Annotated in this window: 20 protein-coding genes; 6 read left to right on the top strand and 14 right to left on the bottom strand. The window is 69.9% G+C overall.

Features of this window, described 5'->3' with window-relative positions:
- Positions 1-33: 33 nt before the first annotated feature.
- Positions 34-711 carry a PaaI family thioesterase gene (locus ACFO6S_RS09290; protein WP_378416262.1) on the bottom strand — a complete coding sequence of 226 codons (678 nt, stop codon included), beginning with the start codon at positions 709-711 and terminating at the stop codon, positions 34-36.
- A 295-nt stretch (positions 712-1006) separates the two neighbouring features.
- Entirely contained in the window at positions 1007-2518 is a 1512-nt protein-coding gene (locus tag ACFO6S_RS09285) for an MFS transporter (protein WP_378416259.1), read from the bottom strand.
- Between the two features lie 228 nt (positions 2519-2746).
- On the opposite strand from ACFO6S_RS09285, the gene ACFO6S_RS09280 reads away from it, so the two are divergent.
- The gene (locus ACFO6S_RS09280; protein ID WP_378416258.1) at positions 2747-3595 is read left to right on the top strand and encodes an alpha/beta fold hydrolase; all 849 of its coding nucleotides are present in this window, start codon (positions 2747-2749) and stop codon (positions 3593-3595) included.
- Between the two features lie 142 nt (positions 3596-3737).
- On the opposite strand, the gene ACFO6S_RS09275 is transcribed toward ACFO6S_RS09280, so the two are convergent.
- The 3 genes from ACFO6S_RS09275 to ACFO6S_RS09265 are packed head-to-tail and all read right to left on the bottom strand — an operon-like array spanning position 3738 to position 6100.
- Complete coding sequence (locus tag ACFO6S_RS09275) at positions 3738-3995, bottom strand: hypothetical protein (protein WP_378416256.1); 258 nt, start codon at positions 3993-3995, stop codon at positions 3738-3740.
- 16 nt (positions 3996-4011) lie between these two features.
- The gene (locus ACFO6S_RS09270) at positions 4012-5706 is read right to left on the bottom strand and encodes an FAD-binding protein (protein ID WP_378416254.1); all 1695 of its coding nucleotides are present in this window, start codon (positions 5704-5706) and stop codon (positions 4012-4014) included.
- A 22-nt stretch (positions 5707-5728) separates the two neighbouring features.
- Positions 5729-6100, bottom strand: coding sequence for a nuclear transport factor 2 family protein (locus ACFO6S_RS09265; RefSeq protein WP_378416252.1), 372 nt, complete (start codon positions 6098-6100; stop codon positions 5729-5731).
- A gap of 139 nt (positions 6101-6239) precedes the next feature.
- Here ACFO6S_RS09265 and ACFO6S_RS09260 point away from each other — a divergent pair, with 139 nt between their 5' ends.
- A complete protein-coding gene (locus ACFO6S_RS09260; protein ID WP_378416251.1) occupies positions 6240-7916 on the top strand; it encodes an AMP-binding protein in 1677 nt (558 codons plus the stop codon).
- Here ACFO6S_RS09260 and ACFO6S_RS09255 read toward each other — a convergent pair.
- Both ACFO6S_RS09255 and ACFO6S_RS09250 read right to left on the bottom strand, forming a co-directional pair.
- The gene (locus ACFO6S_RS09255) at positions 7864-8244 is read right to left on the bottom strand and encodes a helix-turn-helix domain-containing protein (protein WP_378416250.1); all 381 of its coding nucleotides are present in this window, start codon (positions 8242-8244) and stop codon (positions 7864-7866) included. The genes ACFO6S_RS09260 and ACFO6S_RS09255 overlap by 53 nt on opposite strands.
- 93 nt (positions 8245-8337) lie before the next feature.
- Positions 8338-8853 carry a flavin reductase family protein gene (locus ACFO6S_RS09250; protein ID WP_378416248.1) on the bottom strand — a complete coding sequence of 172 codons (516 nt, stop codon included), beginning with the start codon at positions 8851-8853 and terminating at the stop codon, positions 8338-8340.
- A 200-nt stretch (positions 8854-9053) separates the two neighbouring features.
- Here ACFO6S_RS09250 and ACFO6S_RS09245 point away from each other — a divergent pair, with 200 nt between their 5' ends.
- Positions 9054-9671: a PadR family transcriptional regulator gene (locus ACFO6S_RS09245; protein ID WP_378416907.1), complete on the top strand. Its 618-nt coding sequence runs from the start codon at positions 9054-9056 to the stop codon at positions 9669-9671.
- A gap of 15 nt (positions 9672-9686) precedes the next feature.
- On the opposite strand, the gene ACFO6S_RS09240 is transcribed toward ACFO6S_RS09245, so the two are convergent.
- The 5 genes from ACFO6S_RS09240 to ACFO6S_RS09220 all read right to left on the bottom strand — a co-directional run bounded on the left by ACFO6S_RS09240 (position 9687) and on the right by ACFO6S_RS09220 (position 15032).
- On the bottom strand, positions 9687-10622 hold the full coding sequence (locus ACFO6S_RS09240) for an alpha/beta hydrolase (RefSeq protein ID WP_378416246.1): 936 nt from the start codon (positions 10620-10622) through the stop codon (positions 9687-9689).
- Positions 10619-11488: an IclR family transcriptional regulator gene (locus tag ACFO6S_RS09235; RefSeq protein ID WP_378416244.1), complete on the bottom strand. Its 870-nt coding sequence runs from the start codon at positions 11486-11488 to the stop codon at positions 10619-10621. The genes ACFO6S_RS09240 and ACFO6S_RS09235 overlap by 4 nt, the downstream gene beginning before the upstream one ends.
- A 188-nt stretch (positions 11489-11676) precedes the next feature.
- Entirely contained in the window at positions 11677-12582 is a 906-nt protein-coding gene (gene bphC, locus ACFO6S_RS09230; protein WP_378416242.1) for a biphenyl-2,3-diol 1,2-dioxygenase, read from the bottom strand.
- A 47-nt stretch (positions 12583-12629) separates the two neighbouring features.
- Positions 12630-13811, bottom strand: coding sequence for an acyl-CoA dehydrogenase family protein (locus ACFO6S_RS09225; RefSeq protein WP_378416240.1), 1182 nt, complete (start codon positions 13809-13811; stop codon positions 12630-12632).
- Positions 13812-13874: 63 nt separating this feature from the next.
- Positions 13875-15032 (bottom strand): Rieske 2Fe-2S domain-containing protein, encoded by a 1158-nt coding sequence (locus ACFO6S_RS09220; protein ID WP_378416238.1) that lies wholly within the window; start codon positions 15030-15032, stop codon positions 13875-13877.
- A gap of 221 nt (positions 15033-15253) precedes the next feature.
- On the opposite strand from ACFO6S_RS09220, the gene ACFO6S_RS09215 reads away from it, so the two are divergent.
- Positions 15254-15859, top strand: coding sequence for a hypothetical protein (locus ACFO6S_RS09215; protein WP_378416236.1), 606 nt, complete (start codon positions 15254-15256; stop codon positions 15857-15859).
- 148 nt (positions 15860-16007) lie between these two features.
- On the opposite strand, the gene ACFO6S_RS09210 is transcribed toward ACFO6S_RS09215, so the two are convergent.
- Positions 16008-16382 (bottom strand): nuclear transport factor 2 family protein, encoded by a 375-nt coding sequence (locus ACFO6S_RS09210; protein WP_378416234.1) that lies wholly within the window; start codon positions 16380-16382, stop codon positions 16008-16010.
- Positions 16383-16647: 265 nt separating this feature from the next.
- Between ACFO6S_RS09210 and ACFO6S_RS09205 the strand changes: the two genes are divergently transcribed.
- Both ACFO6S_RS09205 and ACFO6S_RS09200 read left to right on the top strand, forming a co-directional pair.
- Entirely contained in the window at positions 16648-18066 is a 1419-nt protein-coding gene (locus tag ACFO6S_RS09205) for a lipase family protein (protein ID WP_378416232.1), read from the top strand.
- Between the two features lie 704 nt (positions 18067-18770).
- Positions 18771-20207, top strand: coding sequence for a lipase family protein (locus tag ACFO6S_RS09200; protein WP_378416230.1), 1437 nt, complete (start codon positions 18771-18773; stop codon positions 20205-20207).
- Between the two features lie 68 nt (positions 20208-20275).
- On the opposite strand, the gene leuS is transcribed toward ACFO6S_RS09200, so the two are convergent.
- On the bottom strand, positions 20276-23110 hold the full coding sequence (gene leuS, locus ACFO6S_RS09195) for a leucine--tRNA ligase (RefSeq protein ID WP_378416229.1): 2835 nt from the start codon (positions 23108-23110) through the stop codon (positions 20276-20278).
- Positions 23111-23243: the final 133 nt, after the last annotated feature.

Raw genomic sequence — 23243 nt, 5'->3', positions numbered from 1 at the left:
CCCGCGCTGCGGGACGAAAAGATCGCGATCGGGTCAGACCGGGTCCGACACCTTCGCGCTGTCCCCGCCGCGGGCCCACCGCGGCAGGATGAAGATCCCCTCGGCCTCGACGCAGACGCCGTCGGGACCCGAGAGTTGGCCCGTCACAATGGTCTTGATGCCCTCGACGCGGTCGATCCGTGCCTCGGCGTGCAGTGCACCCAGCGGGGTGGGGCGCAGGTAGCGCAGGTTCAGCGTCCCGGTCATGCCCGGCGCACCGCCCGCCTCCGCCGCCGACCCGAGCGCCTGGTCCAGCACCAGCGCGGCGATGCCGCCGTGGGTCAGGCCCGCGGGGCCCTCGTAGGCCGAACCGAGGTGGAAGTCGGTCCACGCCCGGCCGTCGGCATCGAAGTTGAAGACCAGCGGCGGCGCGATCGCGTTCCGCAGCCCGGCCGCGGCGTTGCCCCAGGCGCGCTTCTGGCCGGAGGCGCCCCAGCGGACGCCGTACGGGCCGGGGTTCACCCGGGTGCGCAGGATCTGCTTGGCCGACTCCAGGTGCTCCTGCGCGGCGCGGACCTCGGGACCGTCGACCTCGGTCAGCAGCGCGAGCTCGATCAGCTCCCGGACGCTGTCGGTCAGCGGCCCGTACAGGTCCGCCTGCTCGGCGATCTCGGCATCGGACATCTCGTCCCGGACGTAGAGCATTTGCTGCTGGGCGATCGAATCGGTCACAAGGCCTCACTCGTACGAAATGTCGACGACCACGATCGACGGGAGTCCTGACCCGTCACTCTCTCGAGTGCGAGCCACGAACTCCCGTTCGGCGCGTACCGGGTGCCACCTGCCGGCCACCTGCGCTTGGTACGTCAGGTCGGCACCGATGCTACTGGGCCGGCGATTGCGGCCTTCGAACCCTCCGCCGGTTGGCCCAGTCCTCCACTGGCGAAACGGAACCGGGCGTGAGGCCCATGGCTCCGCCGTCGCCGACGAGACTTCGCTCGTCGGCGACGGCGGTCGCGACGGGTGGTCAGTGGGCGAGGACGGCCTCCTTCGGCGATCCGGGCACCGACACCTGCACGATCCGGCGCGGCAGCATCAACGCAACGCAGGCGCCGAGCAGCGCGGCAACCGCACCGATCGCGAAGGCGACGGTGAACCCCTGGTCCGTGTAGAGGATTGCCCCCTGCGTCAGCTCCAGCGGGATCGGCGCGATGTACGAGTTGTTCATGACGGTGAACGCGATGACCGGCAGCACCGCCGGGAAGACGGACTGGAACACGCCCACGATGCTGGCGGTGCTCGCCTGCAACTGCGGGGGGACGGCCTCGATCAGCAGGTTCGGGATGGAGGCGTAGGCCATGCCCATGCCGGTGCCGAAGATGCCGGCGAACGCGATCAGCAGCGCCTTGTCGTCGTGAATCATCGCGGTCAACGCGAACCCGAGCGCCATCCCCAACAGCCCGATGACCAGCAGCGGCCGCGGACGGACGCTGCGGCCGACCAGCATGCCCACCAGGACGCCGCCGATCACGACCATCAGCCCGATCGGCGCCTGGAAGATCGCGAAGCCCTCGGCGCTGACGCCGAAGCCGTAGCCCAGGCCCATGACGGCGGGCGTCATGGCCATCATCGGCAGCAGGATGGTGAACAGGCCGCTGGCCCCGTAGGTGAACCCGGCACCGATCGCGGTCAGCAACACCGGCCGCCTGCCGAGCACGTCCAGGTCGATCAGCGGCTCGCGGACCTTGCGCGCCGAGACCAGCCAGGCCACCAGCAACGCGACGCCGCCGAGCAGGTACGCCAGGGTCGCCCCGTCACGCCAGCCCCAGGTGGGCCCGAAACTGACCGCGACCAGGACGCCCGCGATGCCTGCGCCAAGCAGGACGGCGCCGACCAGGTCCAGACGCGAGCGCAGGCGCACGGGCGACTCCTCGGTCGAGGCCAGGATCATGCCGCCGAGCACGACCAGCCCGATCACGAAGAACCAGAAGATGCTGCGGAAGCCGTGGTTGTCGATCAGCCAGCCGGTGATGAACGGTGCGGGGATCGCGATCAGGCCCATGCCGCTGGTCGCGATGCTGACCGCCAGCGCGATCGTCTTCGCCGGGAAGACGTCACGGATCAGCGAGTAGCTCAGGAACAGGCAGGGCACGAGCAGACCCGTCAGGGCGCGCCCCAGGATCAGCACCCCGTAGCTCGGCGCGACGGCCGAGATCAGCGACCCCACCGCGGCGCCGGCCACGCACATGAGCAGCAGCTTCCGCTTGCCGTGCATGTCGGCCAGCTTGCCGATCAGCGGTGCGGTCACGGCGCCGAACAGCAGGAACGACGTCAGCAGCCAGGCGCCCTGGGCGGTCTGGTAGTGCATGGCGATCGACGGGAGCGCCATCGAGATCATCATGTAGCTGACCGCGAGCATCTCCAGCAGCAGCACGATCGACGCGAGCGAGAACACCAGGCGCGGACTCCACCGCCCCGCGCTCGGGCCGGATTCGACCGCCGACGGCGGCTGGTCGGGGTTGCTGACTTGTGTGACCATCGGGGCGGTCCTTCCGTGGATGAAATGTGAGGGCGATCACCATCGAGGCGGTGATGTTGCGTGAATCACAGCCCCTGCGATGGCCCTCCCGGTACCGGTGCGTCCGGTGAGCGGGAGAGAACCTCGGCACGGACCCCGATCTCCCGGCTGGCGGAACAAAGCAGGTCCACGGGCCGCCGTCGCTGGCTACGTTTGAACACTCACCGCGACGACACCCGAAGGGGATTCATGACTGCCACACTGGATTTCGAAGCCACCAGCCACACCATCGAGGGCGAGTACACGCTGCACTACCACGAGGCAGGCACCGGCCCGGTGCTGCTGATGCTGCACGGCTCCGGCCCCGGGGTGAGCGGCTGGTCGAACTTCTCCGGCAACTTCCCGGTGTTCGCCGAGCACTACCGGACGATCATCCTGGACATGCCGGGGTTCGGCCGCAGCCCGGCCCGCGAGTGGACCGACGTGTACCCCCGGATCGCCGCCGACGCCGTCCGCTTCCTGCTCGACGAGCTCGGCATCGACCGGGTCGACCTCGTCGGCAACTCGATGGGCGGCAACGTCAGCACCGAGTTCGCGCTCGCACACCCCGAGCGGGTGCGGCGCATGGTGCTGATGGGCCCCGGCGGGCTGGCCGTCAACTCGTTCGCACCCGCGGTGAGCGAGGGCTCGCGGCGGCTGTTCGAGTTCCTGGCCGCGCCGACCCGTGAGGGCATGGTCGCGTGGGTGGACACCATGGTCGGCAACCCGGCGGTGGTCTCCGACGAACTCATCGACCAGCGGCTGGCAAATGCGTTGGCGCCGGGCGCGATTGCCACCACCTACGCCATCTTCCAGACCTTCTCGGACCCGCGGTTCGCGGACCGTCCGCAGCTGTGGCAGCGGGCCGCGCAGGTACAGCAGGAGACGCTGCTGGTGTGGGGCCGGGACGACCGGATGCTGCCGTACGAGGGTGGCCTGTTCCCGTTCCGCCAGATGCCGAACGCCGAACTGCACGTGTTCTCCCGCTGCGGCCACTGGGCGCAGATCGAGCGCAAGACCGAGTTCGAGCGGTTGACGCTCGAGTTCCTGGGCCGCTAGCTCCGGCCGGCCCCCGGCACCGGTCGCCGGGGGCCACCGACCGCTCGAGACGACGATGGCCCACTGCCGCGCCCGGCCGGTCAGACCGAGTGCGACAGTGGGCCATTCGCGATTCGCGAAGCCGATCGCGGGGGAGCGGTGGTCAGCCCAGCTGACCGGGCACCGGGTAGCTGCGCGGCGCATCCATCCCGAGTACGCCCTGGCGGGCCGCCTCCTCGATCGATGCGCGCAGTTTCACGCAGGTCGGAATCCGGTCGATGCGCATGCCCTCGGCCACCTTCCGGGCGAACTCCGGGCACGAGGCCTCCGAGTCCTCCAGCCACTGGACGCTGGTGTGAGTGGGACTGTACTTCTCCACCAGCACCCGGTTGCCGCAGCTGGTGCAGCTGAGTTCCTGCATGGTCTTCCCCGTATCCCTAGTCTGCCGTGGACTTCTCGGTGCCGGACCGCTCGGCCCCGGCGCAGTGCCGGGCCCCGAGGTAGCCGAACACCATCGCCGGGCCGATGGTCGCGCCGGCGCCGGCGTAGTCGTTGCCCATCACCGCGGCGGAGGTGTTGCCGGTCGCGTAGAGCCCGCCGACCACCGAGCCGTCGGCCCGCAGCACCTGGGCGTGCTCGTTGCAGACCAGGCCACCCTTGGTGCCGAGGTCGCCTGCCTGCATCCGGACCGCGTAGTAGGGCGCCTGGTCCAGCACGTCCAGCGTCGGGTTCGGCAGCGTCGGGTCGCCGTAGTAGTTGTCGTACGCACTCTCGCCGCGACCGAAGTCCTCGTCCTTGCCGTCCCGCGCAAAACCGTTGAACCGCTGGACCGTCTCGGTCAGCTGCGCCGACGGCAGGCCGATCGCCGCGGCCAGTTCGCCGAGGGTGTCGGCCCGGTGCATCAGCCCCGTCGCGAACCACGACTTCGGGAACTTCTGGCCGGGCATGACGCCGCCGAACTGGTAGCGGTTCTTGGCCTTGCCGTCGAAGATGAACCAGATCGGCTCGTGCCGGCCGGCAATCTGCTCGTGCACGAACGTCACGTACGGCGCGGCCTCGTTGGTGAAGCGCCGACCCGACTGGTCCACGATGACCGAGCGCGGGATGGAGCGCTCCGAGACCAGCACGTGCATGACGCCGTCGGGCCGCCGGAAGGACGGCATCCACCAGGCATCGTCCATCAGATCCAGTGCCGCGCCGACATTTTCGCCGGCAACGATGCCGTCGCCGGTGTTGTCGGCCGAGCCGGCACTGAAGTTCTCCTTGCCGCCGTCGCGCAGGTACTGCTTGCGCATCTGCTCGCTCTGCTCGAACCCGCCGCTGGCCAGCAGCACCCCGTTGCGGGTGCGGATCCGTACCGGGACGCCGCCGCGATCGGCCACCACGCCGATCACCTCGCCTGCGTCGTCGGTGACCAGGGACTGCATCGGGGTACCGAGCCACAGCGGGACACCGGCCTCCTTGACCGCCAGCCGCAGCCGACCGATCAGCGCCTGGCCGAGGGTCTCCATGTGCCGACGCATGACCAGGCTCTTGACCGCGCGCCAGCCGGTGCCCAGTGCGGCACGGCGGCCGGCCCAGGTCCGCATCACCATGTTGAGCTTCGCGAACTCCTTGGAGGTGATGTACAGGCCCGCCGGGGTGGCCAGGGCGCCCGGACGCAGCAGTGCCTCGTCCTCGCCGAGTTCCTTGAGGTCGAACGGCAGCGGTTCGATCGTGCGACCCGCGGCCCGGCCACCGGGCTGCTCGGGGTGGTAGTCCGAGTACCCGGCACACCACTGGAACCGCAGGTGCGCACTGGTGCGCTCGAGGAACTCCATGGTCTCCGGACCGTGGTCGATGAACGCGTCGAGGTTCGCCGACGGCACCGCGTCACCGACGACGGCGTCGAGGTAGCGGCGGACGTCCTCGCGCGAGTCCCGCAGGCCCTCCCGCACGAGCGTCGGGTTGTTCGGGATCCAGATGTTGCCGCCGGACAGCGCGGTGGTGCCGCCGTACACGGTGGCCTTGTCGATGATCAGCGTGTCGAGACCGCGATCGGCTCCGGCCAGGGCGCCGGTGAGGCCGCCGCAACCGCTGCCGACGACGAGGAGGTCGACCTCGTGGTCCCAGGACTGTTGGCTGTCAGGCATGGCTCGTCTTCTCCGGTCCGGCTCAGGCGACCGTCATGTCGTCCGTCGACCAGATCGCGCGCATGCTGGTGATGCGGGCCTGGTCGTCGAACGTCATGACGTCGATCGGTTCGATCGTGATGGTCTTGTCGCCGGCGACGGTGACGACCCGGAAGTGGAAGGCCGCGGTGTTCCCGGAGACCCGCACGGTGATCAGCTCGGTGGTGTTGTCCACGGCGTCCAGCGCGGCGTAGAACGCCTGGATGGCCTCGCGTCCGACCTTGGGCTCGGTGCCCACCGGGTCCTCGAGCGTCGCGTCCTCTGCGTACAGGGCCGCGACGTCGGCGGAGGTACCGCCGGCGACCGCGTCGAGGTACTTCGACACGATGGCGCGAATGTCGTCTGCTGAAGCCATGATCTCTCCCGGAGGGTGTGGGGTGGTGATTTACGTGCCACGGTAGGCATGCCGACCACCTCCCGGTCCCCCGGCCTCCCGCACAGCGGGAGCAATCGAGTCCGGGCCCGGCCGCCGCGCTTGCGGTACCTTCGCCGTCATGGAGATCGCCGAGCTCACCGCGGGCTCCGTGTGGACGGTGCTGGTGGACTCCGCGCGCAGGCATGCCGACCGCGAGGCCGTCGTGGACGACCGGGAACGGCTCACCTACGAGGGCCTGACCGCGGCCGCGTTCCAGGCCGGCGCCGCGATGGCCGCGGCCGGTGTCCGGCCCGGCGACCGGGTGGCGTTGTGGGGACCGAACTCCGCCCGGTGGGGCGTGATCGCCCTCGGTGCGCACTCCGTCGGCGCGGCGGTGGTGCCGGTCAACACCCGCGCCCGCGGCGCCGAGGCGGCGCAGCTGTTGCGCCGCACGCAGGCGCGGCTGCTGTTCGTCGCGGACGACTTCCTCGGCACCGGCTACTCGGCGATGCTGCGCGAGGCGGCCGGCGGGCCGGGGCCCGACGGACCGGTCGCCGGACTGCCCGCGCTCCGCGGGATCGTCGACTTCTACGGCCCGTCGGACGGCCCGCTGACCGGCTGGCCGGAGTTCGTCGCGGCGGCCACCGCCCCGCGCCGCGTCCACCTGCGGCCCGGCGTCAACGCCGCACCCGGACCCGATGCCGTCGCGTACGTGATGTCCACCTCCGGGTCCACCGGCGAGCCCAAGGGCGTGGTGGTGCGGCACGGCCAGCTGGTGCGGACGTACACGGCGCTCGGGCGGCGCCTCGGCATCGGCAGTGGCGACCGGATACTCGGGGTCACCCCGCTCTCGCACTCGATGGGGCTCAACGCGGGACTGCTGGCGGCGCTGCTGTCCGGCGGCTGCTACGTCGCGGTCGACGTGTTCGACCCCGCGACCGCGCTGTCCCGGATCGGACGAGAGTCGATCACCGTCCTGTCGGGGCCGCCCACGCTGTTCACCGACCTGATGGGTGCACTGGCGGCCGGCGCGGGGGCGGGCTACCGTCCGCCGCGGCTGGCGGTCACCGGGGCCACCACCGTGACCGCGGCCCTGCTGGAGCGGATTCGGAACGAGCTCGGGATCGCACAGCTGGTCACGGGCTACGGGTTGACGGAGGCCACCGGCACCGTCACCGCCCGGCACCCCAGCGGCGACGCCGGCGCCGCCGCCCTCGGCGCCCCGCCGCTGCCGGGCGTCGAGCTGCGGGTGGTCGACGCGGAGGGCCGGCCGGTGGAGTCCGGCACCGCCGGGGAGGTGCTGGTGCGCGGGTTCAACGTGACCACCGGCTACCACGACGACCCCGGCGCCACCGCCCGCGCGATCGATCCCGACGGCTGGCTGCACACCGGCGACGTGGGGGTGCTCAACGAGGCGGGCGAACTGCGGATCGTGGACCGGCTCGGCGACACCTTCATCGTCGGCGGGTTCAACGTGTACCCCTCGGAGGTGGAGCAGGTGCTCGGCCGGGCACCCGGCGTCGCGGAGGTGGCGGTGGTGGGGGTGCCCGACGAGCGGCTCGGCGAACGCGGAATCGCTTACGTGGTAGCGACTCCCGGCACCTCGGTGACGGCGCGGGAGCTGCTCGACCGCTGCCGGCGCGAGCTGGCCGGGTACAAGGTGCCCACCGAGGTGATCACCCTGGGGGAGCTGCCGCGGCTGGCGTCAGGCAAACCGTCACGCCGGGCGCTGCGGGAGTTGGCGGACCGGACGCGGCGCGGGGCTACCGGCTCCGGGGGAAGCGCTGCCGGTACGCCAGCAGTTCGGAGAGCCTGAAACGCCGGTGGGTGCCGCGGAACTCGATGGGTAGCTCCTGCGCGTCCGCGAGCCGGCGCACGTAGGTGTCGGAGACCCCGAGGATCTCCGCCGCCTGCGAGGTGGTGAGCAGCTCGGCGACCGGGCCGAGTCCGACGCCCTGGCCGGAGGCCAGGTGGGTGAGCAGCTGCAGGACGGCCTCCCGCGCGGGCCCGGTGACCGGGATGGCGACGCCGTCGACGACGACCTCGGACTCCACGGGGGCGGTGGCGGGCACGGCGTCGAGTGCCGCTCGAATCCTGGCGGCGGCGGCGCCGTCGAGCGCGGGCACGATGTGGTCGATGCTCATTCGAACGTCCCTTGTCGTCAGCGGTGGAGACCGGCGGGTGGGGCGGCGCTGCGCCACCCCACCCGACACGATCTCACGACCGCGGCGGGGCGGTCAGCCTGCGAATCCGCCGTAGCCACCCTTGAAGAACAGCAGGGGGCTGCCGTCGGCGTCGGCGGTCAGGCCGGAGATGCGCGCCAGCACGATGGTGTGGTCACCGGCGTCGTGCTCGAGTTCGACGGTCGCCTCGATCCGGGCCAGCGAACCGGCCAGCGCCGGGGCGCCGTTGTCGGCCGGCGACCAGTCGATCTGGGCGAACTTGTCGCCACCGCTGACCGCGAAGTTCGAGCACACGTCCTTCTGGTCGTGGGCGAGGATGTTGATGCACAGCTTGCCCGCCTCACGCAGCAGCGGCCAGCTGGTGGACGTCTTGGCCGGGCAGAACGAGATGTACGCCGGATCCAGTGACACCGAGACCACCGACTGGCACGCGAAGCCCAGCGGCCGGTCGCCGTCGTGTGCGGTGATGACCGCGACGCCGGTGCAGAAGTGGCTCATCACCTTCTTGAGGGTGGCGGCGTCCGGGGCCGAGAGGGTGCTCTCGTCGACGACGGTGATCTCTGCGCTCATGGGTGTCTCCTCCTGACAATGATGTGCCTGCCCAGAATCGGGCGTCCCGGCTCCCGGCACCATCGGGTGTCCCGGTCAGTGGTCTCACGACCTGCTGTGTCCCGTTGTCCGATTGATACCATCGGCCGGTGTCAGCGACCGAATCGGCCCCCGAGTCGGAACTCCCGAACCTCCCCGCGACGAGCTGGGCGGTACTCGGCATGCTCGCCTTCGACGAGGAGCTCTCCGGCTACGACCTGAAGAAGTGGGCGGACTGGTCCATCAAGTTCTTCTACTGGAGCCCGTCGTTCAGCCAGGTCTACACCGAGCTCAAGAAGCTCGAGACGCACGGCTTCGTCACCTCGCGGATCCAGCAGGACAACGGCGTCCGCGGCCGCCGCCTGTACAAGATCACCGAGTCGGGGACCGCCGCCGTCCGGCGCTGGTCCAACGAGGCACCGATCGACCCGCCCATCCTCAAACACGGGGTGATGCTTCGGATCTGGCTCGGTCACCTCAACGAGCCGGCCCGGCTCAAGGAGATCCTGCGCGAGCACATCGAGTACGTGAAGAAGATGGAGCGGCGGGCGGCGGCCGACGCCGTCGGCGCGGACCGGGAGCCCGCCTGGGCCTACTCGCAGATCGTGCTGCGGTGGTCCGAGCGCTACTACGCGGCAGAACGCGAGCTGGCCGAGCAGTTGATCCTCGACATCGACAAGGCCGACGCCGTCCTCGCCCAGGTCAAGGACGGCGACGACGCCGGCTTCCCGAAGCCCACCCCCGGCCAGTGGCGTCAGGTGGCGCAGGACACCGAGGCCGCGAACCCCGACCTGGACTGACCGGCCGGGCCCACCTCAGCGCCCGACGCCGCCGAACAGTTCGGCGAGGTCCGCCCACAGCTGCTGCTGCGCCCGCCGCGCGAGGGACAGCGAGCTGATCGTCGCGAACCCGTGGATCGCCCCCTCGTAGCGCCGGTGGGTCACCGGGACACCGGCCGCGGCAAGGGCTTCCGCATAGGCGTCGCCCTCCGAGCAGAGCGGGTCGAAGCCGGCCGTGAGCACCACCGCAGGCGGCAGTCCGGCAAGCTCGGCCCGGATCGGCGAGGCGTACGGGTGGGCCCGGTCGGCCGGCGGCACGTACTGGTCCCAGTACCACGCCATGGCGGCGCGGGTGTTGAAGTAGCCCTCGCCGTACGCCCGGTAGGAGTCGGTCTCGAAGTCCGGCGCGATCACCGGGTAGACAAGCGCCTGCGCGGCGAGCGCCGGGCCGCCGCGGTCGCGGGCCATCAACGCGGTCACCGCCGCGAGGTTGCCGCCTGCGCTGTCGCCGGCCACCGCGATCCGGGCCGGGTCGACGCCCAGTTCGGCGGCGTCGCGGTGCACCCAGTCGAGCACCGCGCAGACGTCCTCGGCCGCCGCAGGCCACGGCGACTCCGGCGCCAGCCGGTAGTCCACCGAGACCACCACCGCACCGGTGCCGTTGGACATGGCCCGGCAGAAACCGTCGTGCGTGTCCAGGTCGCAGAACACGAACCCGCCGCCGTGGGCGAACACCACTGCGGGTGATGGACCGCCGGAAGCCGCTGCGGGACGGTAGACCCGGACGGCAATGCCGCCCGACGGTCCGGGCACGAGCGACTCGGTCAGGTTGCCGACGACCTCGGGCTCGGCCGGCAACTGCAGCCGGGCCCGGACCGCCGCGCGGGCCTGCGCCCCGGTCATGGTCTCGACCTTCGGGAATCCGGTGTTCAGCGCGCCGAGCAGCGCGGCCACCTCGTCGTCGAGGGTCATGCGTACTGCAGGTCCTGCGGCGCCGCGGCCACCGCGGACCGGGGGCGGACGGCCGTCGGTCCGCCGAGCAGCGGCCGCGACCGCTGCTGCAGGGTGGGCTGCACCCGCAGCGCGCCGCCGTCGACGTTGCGCCAGATCCCCATCGCGGTCATCCGCACCGGGGCGGCGAGCTGGTGGTCGAGCCGCATCGAGGTGACCGGACCGCAGATCGAGACCGCCGCGACGGCCTCGCCGATGTTGCCGATCGGCGCCGCCACGCAGCTGAATCCCGGCACCGACTCCTCGCGCTCGAAGGCGATCCCGTGGGCACGGACCTTCGCGAGTTCGGTGCGCAGCGCGGCACCCGTGGAGATGGAGTACTTGGTCTTGCGGGCCAGCAGGTCGGCGTCGACCGCGTCCAGCTCCCCGTCCGTGGCGAAACCGAGCAGTGCCTTGCCCACCGCGGTGCAGTGCGCGGGGTAGCGACCGCCGACCCGGGTGGGGATGGCCGCCGCCATCCGGCCACCGATCTTCTCGAGGAAGACCACGTCGGACCCGTCGAGGACGGCCAGGTGCACCACCTGGCCGGTCACCCGGTGCAGCTCGTGCAGGAAGGGCAGCGCCGCGCGGTGCAGCCGGTCCTGGTGCACCGCCAGCGAGCCCAGCTCGACCAGGCGCATGCCCAGCTCGTAGTCGCGGCCCTGCCGGCGCAGCCAGCGCAGCTGTACCAGGCGCTCGAGCATCCGATGCGCGGAGGACCGCGGCAACCCGGTGCGGCGCACGATCTGCGCCAGCGTCAGTCGGCCGGGGCCGTCGAAGGCGTCCAGCACCAGCGAGACGCGGTCCAGCACGGCGCTCGGGGTGGTGGTCTCGACCTGAGTGGTCATGCGGGATCCTCCAGTTCGCACACGATCAGCGGGTTACGACCGTGGTGTTTCGATTAGGAATATACCTATTGATACCACGAAGTGTGGCCCGTGTCACGAGTCCGTCGGCACCAAAGCAGACGAGGCCCCGGGTCGGATGATCCGACCCGGGGCCTCGTGTGGTGCTTCTCGGTGCGCGGCAGGCGCGACTACATCGCCGCGAGCGGCTCACTTCCGGACCAGTCGTGGCCCCAGTAGCTGTCCGCGGTGATCTCCTCCGCGGAGTAGTACCTCTCGTCGACCTTCATGCCCTCGGTGCCGAACTCGACGTCCCAGCCACCGGGGGCCCGGACGTAGAACGAGACCATCTTGTCGTTGGTGTGCCGTCCCAGCGTCGAGGACACCGAGAAGCCGTCCTTGACCACCCGGTCCAACGCCTGTCCGACCGCGTCCAGGGTGTCCACCTCGACCATCACGTGCACCAGGCCGGGCGCCCCGCCGTGCGGCGAGGGGCACAGTGCCAGGCTGTGGTGGCGCTCGTTGACGCCCATGAAGCGCACCCGCATCGGCCCGAACTCCGGCGGTGCCGGGATCCGGAACGCGCCGCGGGGCAGGAACCCGAGCACCTCGCTGTAGAAGTCGAAGGTGCCGTTCGGGTCCATCGTGGGGAGCACCACGTGGCCGAGACCCTGTGCGCCGGTGACGAACTTGGCGCCGAAGGGGGTCACCACGGGGCTGTGGTCGAGCACCGCGCCGTGGAAGATCTCCAGCGTCGCGCCTGCCGGGTCCTGGAAGGTCACGACCTCCTCGACCCGACGGGCGTCGGCCTCGACGACCGAGAGCGGCTTGACCGCGATGCCTGCGGCCTCGACGGCCTCGGTGACCCGGACCAGGGCGGCGTGGTCGCGCACCTCCCAGCCGATGGTGACGATCTCGTCGGTCTCGCCCGGGACCACCACGATGCGGGCGGCCCGCTCGTCCATCCGCAGGTAGAGCGCGTCCGCGTCGGGTCCGGAACCCTTCGCGAAGCCCAGCACGTCGAACGCGAACGTCCGCCAGCGGTCCATGTCGTTGGTCTGGACCTTGAGGTAACCCAGCCCCTTGATGTCGGTCATTTCTGTGCCCTTCTAGGTATGTGTCGGATCGATGCCGGGAGCGGCGGTCAGATCATCGACTTGAGGTTGTCGGCCGGGTCGATGCCCAGCGAGCTCAGCGCAGACGCGTGGTAGACCGTGCTCGGCACGTGGATGGCGTGTGCCAGGCCGGTGTGCGCGTCGCGCCAGTAGCGCTGCAGCGGCTTGTCCATCCGCATCGCGTTGCCGCCGGAACGGGCGAAGATCTGGTCGACCGCGCCGACGGCCCGCCAGGCGGCCCGCACCTGGGTGCGTCGGCCTGCGGCGCGGTCCGCGAAGGAGATCTCACGGCCGGACTCGACGATGTCCCACATCCGGTCGACGTTGGCCAGGATCTCCTGGCGTGCGGCGTTGATGTCCGCGGCCGCCTCGCCGATCGCGAAGAGCACGTACGGGTCATCCTTGACCGCGGTGCCCTGGGCGCCGACGCGGTCGCGCTGGTAGTCCAGGTGCGCGGCCAGCGCGCCCTCGGCGATGCCGATGACCGCGGAGCTGATGCCGAGCGGGAACATGTTGGACCACGGCATCTTGTACAGGGTCTCGGTCATGCCGGCGTTCTTCTGCGCCGTCCCGTTGATCACCTCGTCGCCGTCCATCACGCGGTAGGACGGGACGAACGCGTCGCGCACGATGATGTCCTTGGAGCCGGTGCCGCGCAGGCCCACCACGTCCCAGGAGTCCTCGACGATCTCGTAGTCCTTGCGCGGCAGGATCATGTGCAGCATCCGCGGCGGCATCGCCATGTTGCCGTCCTTGTCGCCCTCCATGGCGCCGAGGAAGATCCAGTCGCAGTGGTCGGTGCCGGAGGAGAACTGCCAGCGGCCGTTGAAGATGTAGCCGCCGTCGACCGGCTTGGCGATCCCGGTCGGCGCGTAGGGCGAGGCCATCCAGATGTCGTTGTCCGCGCCCCACACCTCCTCCTGCACCTTCGGGTCGGCGAACGCCAGCTGCCACGGGTGCACGCCGACGATGCCGCACACCCAGCCGGTCGCCGGGTCCAGCGAGGCCGCCTTCATGACCGTCTCGGCGAACTCGCGCGGGTGCGCCTCGAAGCCGCCGTACCGCTTGGGCTGGAGCAGCTTGATCGGTCCGGCCGCCCGGAGCTTCTTGGCGGTCTCGTCGGGGAGTTGGCCGAGACGCTCGGCCTCGATGGCCTGGTCACGGAGCTGGTCGGCGATGGCCGTGATGTTGTCGAGGGGCCTGTTGCTCATCTTCGGTGTCCTTCTTCGTCTAGCAGTCGGTGCTGGCTGGTGGTGCTGCTGTGCGCGCGGGCGTCAGGCGGTGGTGGTCGCGGGCGAGCCGTTGGCCAGGTTGGCCGCGATCTCCTCGTCCCAGCTCTGCAGGGCGCGGGTGGTGTCGACCTCGAACTCGAAGCGCTTGGTCATGTCCTCGGTGACGTCCTCGACGTCGACGTAGAACTGGTTGTACCAACGGCGCAGCTGGTAGACGGGCCCGTCCTCCTCCGAGAGCAGGGGGTTGTCGATGCGCGACTTGTTCTTCCAGATCTCGACGTCCTGCTCGAAACCGATCTCGACGCCCTGGGTGAACTGCGCGGCGATGCCGGCGTTCTCCTCCTCGGACAGGCCCGGCAGCTTCCGGACCATCGCGCCGTACTGCAGCACGAACGACTCGTTGTCGATGGGGTAGTGCGAGTTGATCAGGATGGTCTCGATCGACATCCCGTTCACCTCGTTGACAATTCGGTCGATCATGTAGGAAGGGCCGTAGTACGAGGCGTCCGAGTCGAGGTGCGAGTCCGGGTCGTCGTAGTTGGTGCCGTTGTCGATGTCCAGGCGCGGCTTGGCGCTCATGAACTGGCTGGCGACGTGGCCCTCGAAGACGTTCTTGAAGAAAGTGGGCATCGAGTAGTGCACGTAGAAGAAGTGCGCCATGTCCACCACGTTGTCGACCAGTTCGCGGCAGTGCGAGCCCTCGACCAGCGTCGTGTTCCAGCTCCAGTCCGTCCACTCGTCGGTGCCGTAGCCCTCGATCTCGGGGATGGTCACCGCGTCGGTGGGCTTGCTGCCCTGCACGTCGTGCCAGACGAACAGCTGGCCGTTGCGCTCGAGGGTGGGCCAGGACCGGGTCTTGGCGAGCGGCGGCACCCGGCGGGCGTAGGGGATGCCGGTGCACTTGCCGTTGCCGCCCCAGCGCCAGTCGTGGAACGGACAGGCGATGGAGTCGCCCTTGACCTCGCCCTGGGACAGGTCACCACCCATGTGACGGCAGTAGGCATCGAGGATCTTGATCTCGCCCTCGCTGGTGGCGAAGACGACCAGCTTGGTGCCGAAGGCCTTGACCGAGTGCGGCTTCCCGTCCCGGAAGGTCTCGGCCAGGCCGAGGCAGTGCCATCCCCGGGCAAACCGGGTGGGGTCGGCACCCGCGTCGATCATCCGGACCTCGTCGGCATCGGGCTTGGATTGCAGCACCATCGGTTCCTCTTCTCTCACGCTCGTCTCACCCTGTGACGTGCTTCATACTTCGTCGAGGGTGCGTGAGAGTTCAGTAGCGCTTCCCGCTGACCGGGAGGCTTTCGCCCCGGCCCAGCACGCCGATCACCTCGGCCTCCCGATCACCGGGAAGCCCGCTCGGAGGGCGGTCTCGCCGGAACTACGGTCGCCACAGACGAACAGATGCCAGGAGGTACGGCGCCATGACAGTCACCACCGCACGCGAAGACGCAGTCGAGCGCTTCGTGATGGACCTCGACCGTGGCCGGATCCGGGAGTTCGCGGACTCCACCAACGCCACCCACCGGGCCTACCGCGAGGCCGACCGCCCCGTGGTCCCGCCGGTCTACCTGTGCTTCGAGGGCGCCGAGGCCGACGCAGCGGCCGGCGACACCACCGTGGCCGCCGAGCAGGACTGCCGGTTCTTCGGGCCGCCGCCACGCGCCGGCGACCGGCTGACCGCGCTCTCGTGGGGCGGCGCCGACGACCGGGTCACCGAGTACCGGGACGCCGACGGACTCCTGGTCGCGGACTCGTGGACGCACGGACCGCGCGGCAGCGCCGACGCGGTCGCCGCGGGCCAGCTGGCCAACTACGCAACCGACTGGCTGGGCCCCGATCGGGTCCGCCGCTTCCGCACCCGGTTCACCGGGCCGGTGCCGGCCGGGCAGTCGCTGCACTGCACCGGCGAGGTGGTGGCCGAGTACGTCACGGACGGCGAACCGCGGGTGGACGTCGCATTGACCGCGATCAACCCGGACGGCGTGGTCGCGGCCCGGGCGTGGGCCACCTTCGCGGTCACCGACTGACGACACGCGCGGCCCGAAACTTGTTGCAGGGCAGAACTTCACATGAGTTTCTGCCACACATCGCAATACTTCGACGCCATTTCAGGCGCCATCGGTCGGGCAGGCGGCCGTCGGTCCGACCGATGGCCCGCCGGCCCGACCGGACGGGTCAGCGCGCGACCATGTCCTCCTGGCTCCAGTACGCCTTCATGCTGGTGATCTTCGCGTCCTCGTCGAAGGTCATCACGTCGATCACCGAGATCTCGACGCTGTTCTCGCCCATGGTGGTGGTCAGCACGAAGTTGAACGCGGCCTCGCTGCCTGCGATCTTGACCATGCCCAGCACGCCGGTCTGCTCCAGCGGCTCGATGATGCCGTAGAACTCACGCAGCGCCTCGACGGTGGTGCGCGGTTCGGTGCCCACCGGATCCTCGACGGTGGCCCCGTCGGCGTACAGCGCGAGCACGTCGTCGACGGTGCCCCCGGCGACCGACTTGATGTAGCCCTCGATGGTGTTCAAGATGTCTTCGCGTGATGCCGCCATGCCGGTACCCCTTCGTTGTTAGAACTTGTTCTAGTAATCGAGGGTACCGGCGACGCCGTCGTGATTCCATGGAACCGCGACGGGGATCGACGCCACGCCGCGACCGGTTCGACCGGTTCGTCCGGTATCACACGGTCGGCACTCGCGACACGCCGGTCACGGCCACGAAAATTCGCCAGGACCAGCGGTTTCCGGTGTTACCGTGCCGCGCATGCCAATCCAGCGCGGAGGTTTCTGGGTTCGAACATGCGTCGCCGCTCTAGCGGTGACAGTCGGCATCGGGGGTGGCGCGTCGGTCGGCACGGCCCTTGCCCAGTCCACCGGCAGCGCCGGCGGTGAGGGGTCGGTCGGCACCGGGTCGTTGACGGACGGCACCGCCTCGGACGGCTCACCCCTGAACGGGACGACGATGATCACCGGTTCGCTCGGGACCGGATCGGCGGCCGGATCGCCGCTGGGGTCCGCGATTCCGGGCGTGGTCGGCTCGGTGATCCCGGGACCGGACCTCGATCCCCCGCCGCCGCTGGAGACGCTGTACGCCAAGATGCAGCCCAAGCCCGTCGGGGACCCGTTCTTCGACGAGTACCCGCCCGGCCTGCCCGGCATGACCAACGGCCAGGTCATCGAGACCCGCGACGTGACGACCGCCGCCCGGGCGCTGCTGCGCGGGCCGGTCCGGGAGGTGCGTCAGATCAAGGTGAAGAGCACCGACTCGGCCGGCGCTCCGTCGTTCGCGACCGCGACCCTCGTCGTGCCCGCCACGCCGTGGCCCGGTCCGGGACCGCGGCCGGTGCTGGTCAACAATGTGCCGATCAACGGCCTCGGCCGGTCCTGCACACCGGGACACACCCTCGGCAGCGGGATCACGCAGTCGGAGAACTTCTTCGACTTCCTCCGGCCCGTCACCACGAAGGCTGAGGAACGCGGGTACGCGGTGCTGATCACCGACCACGAGGGTCCCCGGATGGCGTACGCCGAACCCTTCGTCGCCGGGCACGCGATCCTCGACTCCATCCGCGGCCTGCGCACCGTGTTCCCTGCCGAGTTCGGCGCCAGCAAGCTCGCGATGATGGGCTACTCGGGTGGATCGATCGCCACGCACGGCGCGGTCAAGTTGATCGACTCGTACGCCCCCGAGCTGGCCGGCGACATCGTCGGCGCCGCGATGGGCGGGGTGCCTGCGGACTTCGAGATGCTCGGACGCACCATGAACGGCAACCTCGCCGGGGGGCTGTTCCTCGCGGCGGTGTTCGGGATCGCGAGGGAGAACACCGAGATCCTTCCGGTGATCAACAGCCTCGGACAGCAGATCGGGATCACGTCCATCAAGGACCAGTGCGCGAACACCCTCGCCCTCGCCGGCGTCACCGGGATACCGGCCGAGGCGCTCGCAAACATCCGGCGCGCGCTGGATTCACCTGTCGCGCATGATATCTACGCGAAGATGAAGATGGCGGACCGCAAGTCCGGCACGCCGCTGTACATCTACAACGGAGGCCAGGAGTTCTGGATCCCGGCGCTCGGTGCCCGCAACCTCTACGACGAGCAATGCGGCTTCGGCGTGCCCGCGGTGTACCGGCAGGTACCCGGCGAACACATCATCGGCGAACTCACCGGAAACCCCGGGGCGTTCGACTGGGTGGACGCCCGCCTGCGCGGGGAAGCCGCACCCAACGAGTGCTGAGGCGGCTGCGCCGCCCGTGAGTCCTTCCGGCCCCTCCAGGGCCTGTGGAGTTCGAGATGAGACACGAGATGTCCACCCAGATGTGAGACCGCCGCCGCGGGAGGCGCGCGGGCACCGGAGGAGGGCCGGCGGACCATTCGGTCCGCCGGCCCTCCTCCGTCTGCTCACGCCACACCCCACGACGGTCGAGGCGAGATCGTCAGGCTTCGCCGGACCTCGGACTCGACAGCGGCACCGAGTCCATCTCCGACCGTAATCACTGTCTCCTTTGCCGCAATTGCCGGAGAGACACTGGGGGCCAATTGAATTCACGACAACACCGGTTCACTGCCGGCGCTGGCCCGGAGACGGCTCCCTCCCGTGCCGCCAGATGCGATACCGGCGACCACCTGCCACATGCGTGAATTTCCGCATGCGCGTCGTGAATACTCAAGCGCCGGTGCACAACTCGACAAGCAGCTCCTGGCAGCAGCGCCATCCGAGCCGTCCCCAGCGGCCCGACGGTACGGCGTCCGTGACGTGCCGATGCAGTCCGCGAGAGTGACACATGTTCTTCCCGAAGGAGCGGTCGATCCACAATTCGATTCGTTCACAATCGAAACTTCCGACACACCTCCGGCGAACGCGAAATACCCACAGGGAAAGCACAAGTCGGTGTTAGCGTCCCGCCCATGCCAATACAGCGCGGGGGTCTGTGGGGTCGGATGGGTGTAGCCGCAATCGCGGTGACGATGGCCGTCGGGGGTGGTGTGGCTACCGGCACGGCGGCGGAACTGCCCACCGGCAGCGCGGGCGGCCAGGGGGTGATAGGCACCGGATCCCTGACGGACGGCACCGGTTCGGACGGCATCCCGCTCAACGGCACCTGGCCGGTCACCGGTTCGATCGGCACCGGGTCCGCGGCCGGAACCGGGTCCGGCAACTGGCTGGCACCGGTGATCGACTCGGTGGTGCCCGCCCCGGACCTGGGCTCGCCAGACCTGGAAACCCTGCGGTTGGCAATGCTGCCCAAGCCGGTCGGCGAGGCCTTCTTCGACGAGTACCCGCCGGGCCTGGCCGGCATGGCCAACGGCGCCGTGATCGGGACCCGCGATGTGACGCCGGTGGCCCGGACGATGCTGCGCGGACCGGTGCGTGAGGTGCGCCAGTTCAAGGTCAAGAGCACCGACTCGGCCGGCGCGCCGTCCTTCGCGACCGCGACCCTCGTCGTGCCCGCGACCCCGTGGCCCGGTCCGGGACCACGTCCGGTGCTGGTCAACAACGTGCCGATCAACAGCCTCGGACGCGCCTGCGCCCCGGGCTACACCCTTGCGAACGGGATCACGCCGACCACCAGCAAGTTCGAGTTGATGCGACCCGTCACCGCGAAGGCCGAGGAACGGGGCTACGCGGTGCTCGTCCCCGACCACGAGGGACCTCGGATGGCCTACGGGGAACCGTTCGTCGGCGGGCACGCGATCCTGGACAGCCTGCGCGGCATGCGGACCCTGTACTCCTCCGAGCTCGGGGACAGCCCGATCGCGATGATGGGCTACTCCGGAGGGGCGATCGCCACGCACGGCGCGGTCAAGCTGATCGACAGCTACGCACCCGAACTGGCCGGCCGGATCGTCGGCGCGTCGATGGGCGGCGTGCCTGCGGACTTCGAGATGCTCTCGCGCACCATGAACGGCAACCTCGCCGGGGGGCTGTTCTTGGCCGCCCTGTTCGGCGTCTCCCGCGAGAACCCCGAGATCCTCACCCTGGCAAACAAACTCGCCCGGCAGTTGGGGGTGTCGTCGATGAAGGACGCGTGCGGCGATGACCTCGTCATCGCCGGGATCTTCCAGCTCCCCGCCGAGGCGCTGGCCAACGTCAAGAAGGCGCTCGTCACCCCGGTCGCCCATGACATCTACACCAAGACGAAGATGGCCGACCGCAAATCCGGTGCCCCGCTGTACTTCTACAACGGCGGGCAGGACTTCTGGGTGCCCGCGCTGGGGACCCACAATCTGTACCGCGAACAGTGTGGCTACGGCGTGGCTGCGGTGTACCGGCAGGTGCCCGGCGAGCACTTCGCCGCCGAGTTGAGCGGGGTCGGCGGCGCCTTCGACTGGGTCGACGCCCGGCTGCGCGGGGAGCCTGCCCCCAACGAGTGCTAGGCAGCTTCGCTGCTCGTGCGCGGTTAGCGGGTCTCTGGACCGCCAACCGCGCACGAGTGCGTCAGCGCCTACTTGACGATGTTGACCATCTTTCCGGGCACCACGATCACCTTGCGGGGCTCGTTGCCCTCCAGGAAGGCGACGATCTTCTCGTCGGCCAGGGCTGCCGCCTCGATCGTCTTCGGATCCGCGTCCGCGGCCACGGTGATGCGGCTGCGCACCTTGCCGTTGACCTGGATCGGGTACTCGACGCTGTCGTCGACCAGCCACTTCTCCTCGGCGACCGGGAACGGGCCGTGCGCCAGCGACGCCTCGTGCCCGAGCCGGTTCCACAGCTCCTCGGCGATGTGCGGGGCCAGCGGGGCGAGCATCAGCACCAGCGGCTCGACCGCGGCGCGGGGCGCACCGGCCGGGTACGCCTTGGTGAGGTGGTTGGTCAGCTCGATCAGCTTGGCCGCGGCGGTGTTGTCGCGCAGCGCCGCGTAGTCCGCGTTCACCCCGTCGATCGCCCGGTTCACCGCGCGCAGGGTGTCGTCGGTCGGCACGTCCTCGGTGACCCGGATGTCACCGGTCTCCTCGTCGACCACGGTCCGCCAGGCGCGCTGCAGGAACCGCTGGGCGCCGACGACGTCCTTGGTGGCCCACGGACGCGAGGTGTCCAGCGGACCCATCGACATCTCGTAGACGCGCAGGGTGTCTGCACCGAACTCTTCGCAGATCTCGTCCGGCGCAACGGCATTCTTCAGGGACTTGCCCATCTTGCCGTACTCGCGGTTGACCTCGGCGCCCTCGTAGAAGTACTTGCCGTCGGACTCGACGACGTCCGCAGCCGGCACGTACACGCCCCGGCTGTCGGTGTAGGCGTACGCCTGGATGTAGCCCTGGTTGAACAGCCGACGGTAGGGCTCGCTCGAGCTGACGTGCCCGAGATCGAAGAGCACCTTGTGCCAGAACCGCGAGTACAGCAGGTGCAGCACCGCGTGCTCGACGCCGCCGACGTACAGGTCGAGGCCGCCCGGGTCGTTGGGCCCGTGGATGTCCGGGCGCGGCCCCATCCAGTACTGCTCGTTCTCCGGGGCGCAGAAGGCGTCCTGGTTGGTGGGATCGATGTAGCGCAGCTGGTACCACGAGCTGCCCGCCCACTGCGGCATCACGTTGGTGTCGCGGTGGTAGCTCTGCATCCCGTCGCCGAGGTCGAGCTCGACGTTCACCCAGTCGGTGGCCTTCGCCAGCGGGGGAGAGGGCTCGGAGTTCTCGTCGTTCGGGTCGAAGGACACCGGTGCGTAGTCTTCGACCTCCGGAAGCTCAACCGGCAGAGCGGACTTCGGCAGCGGATGGGCAGTGCCGTCGGCGTCGTACACGATCGGGAACGGCTCGCCCCAGTAGCGCTGACGGGCGAAGAGCCAGTCCCGCAGCTTGTACTGGATGGTGCCCTTGCCGTGCCCGTCCGCCTCGAGCCGCTCGATGACGGCCTTCTTGGCGTCGGCGACCTCGAGCCCGTCGAGGTAGTCGCTGTTGACCAGCGGTCCGTCGCCGGTGTACGCGGCCTCGGTGACGTCGCCGCCGGAGATCACCTCGAGGATGTCCAGGCCGAAGGCATTGGCGAACTCCCAGTCGCGGTGGTCGTGACCGGGGACGGCCATGATCGCGCCGGTGCCGTAGCCGGTGAGCACGTAGTCCGCGGTGAAGATCGGAACCCGGTGCCCGTTCACGGGATTGACCGCGTAGGTGCCGAGGAAGACGCCAGTCTTCTCCTTGCTCTCCTGGCGTTCGAGGTCCGTCTTCGCCGCGATCGCGGCGCGGTAGGCCGCCACTGCGTCGGCCGGGGTGGCGGCGCCGCCGGTCCAGCGGGGGTCGACGTCGTCGGCGTACGACGCGGCGGCCAGCTGGTCCACCAGCTCGTGCTCGGGGGCGAGCGTCACGTAGCTCGCGCCGAACAGCGTGTCGGGACGGGTGGTGAACACCTCGATGCCGACCTCACCCGCCGCGAACCGCACCTGGGCGCCGTGCGAGCGGCCGATCCAGTTGCGCTGCATGGCCTTGACCTTGTCCGGCCAGTCCAGGTACTCGAGGTCGTCGGTGAGGCGGTCGGAGTACGCGGTGATCCGCATCATCCACTGCCGCAGGTGCTTGCGGAACACCGGGAAGTTGCCGCGCTCGCTGCGACCGTCCGCGGTGACCTCCTCGTTGGCCAGCACGGTACCCAGCCCGGGGCACCAGTTGACCATCGAATCCGACTGGTAGACAAGGCGGTACGAGTCGAGCACCGCATGCCGCTGGTCCGCGGTGAGGGCGTCCCAGGCCCGGCCGTCGGCGGGGGTGCGGGTACCGGCGGCGAACTCCGCCTCGAGCTCGGCGATCGGCCGGGCCTTGCCGAGCTCGGTGTCGTACCAGGCGCCGTGGATCTGCAGGAAGATCCACTGGGTCCAGTGGTAGAAGTCCACATCGGTGGTGGCCAGCGAGCGCCGCTCGTCGTGGCCGAGGCCGAGCCGGCGCAGCTGCCGCTGCATGTTGGCGATGTTCGCCTCGGTGGTGGTGCGCGGGTGGGTACCCGTCTGCACCGCATACTGCTCGGCGGGCAGACCGAAGGCGTCGTAGCCGAGGGTGTGCAGCACGTTGCGTCCGTGCATCCGGTGGAACCGGGCGTAGACGTCGGTGGCGATGTAGCCGAGCGGGTGGCCGACGTGCAGGCCCGCCCCGGACGGGTACGGGAACATGTCCTGGACGAACAGCTTGTCCGCCGGGACCTCGCCTGCGAGGTCACCGACCGGGTTCGGCGCGTTGAAGGTGCCGCGCTCGCGCCACAGCTCCTGCCACCGCTGCTCGACCCGGCCCGCGAGTTCCGCGGTGTACCGGTGCTGGGGGGTCGCGTCGTCCGCTGACTGCTGCACTGTGCTGCTCACGTGATTCGCTGCTTCTCTGCGCTCGGGTTCGGGTGGTGCGTGGGATACGCGGAGCCCCGAATTGAAGGTAGGGATCTCCGACCACCAGCGTAAACGGTCAGGCCAGCGGCCCCCGCCCGCGGTCCCCCACGTA

Origin of the sequence: Rhodococcus kronopolitis, from assembly GCF_042654025.1 — a bacterium.
In the GTDB taxonomy this organism is placed as follows: domain Bacteria; phylum Actinomycetota; class Actinomycetes; order Mycobacteriales; family Mycobacteriaceae; genus Rhodococcus_G; species Rhodococcus_G kronopolitis.
Note: the sequence above shows the minus strand (reverse complement) of the source record. Positions and strands in the feature narration are given on the sequence as shown.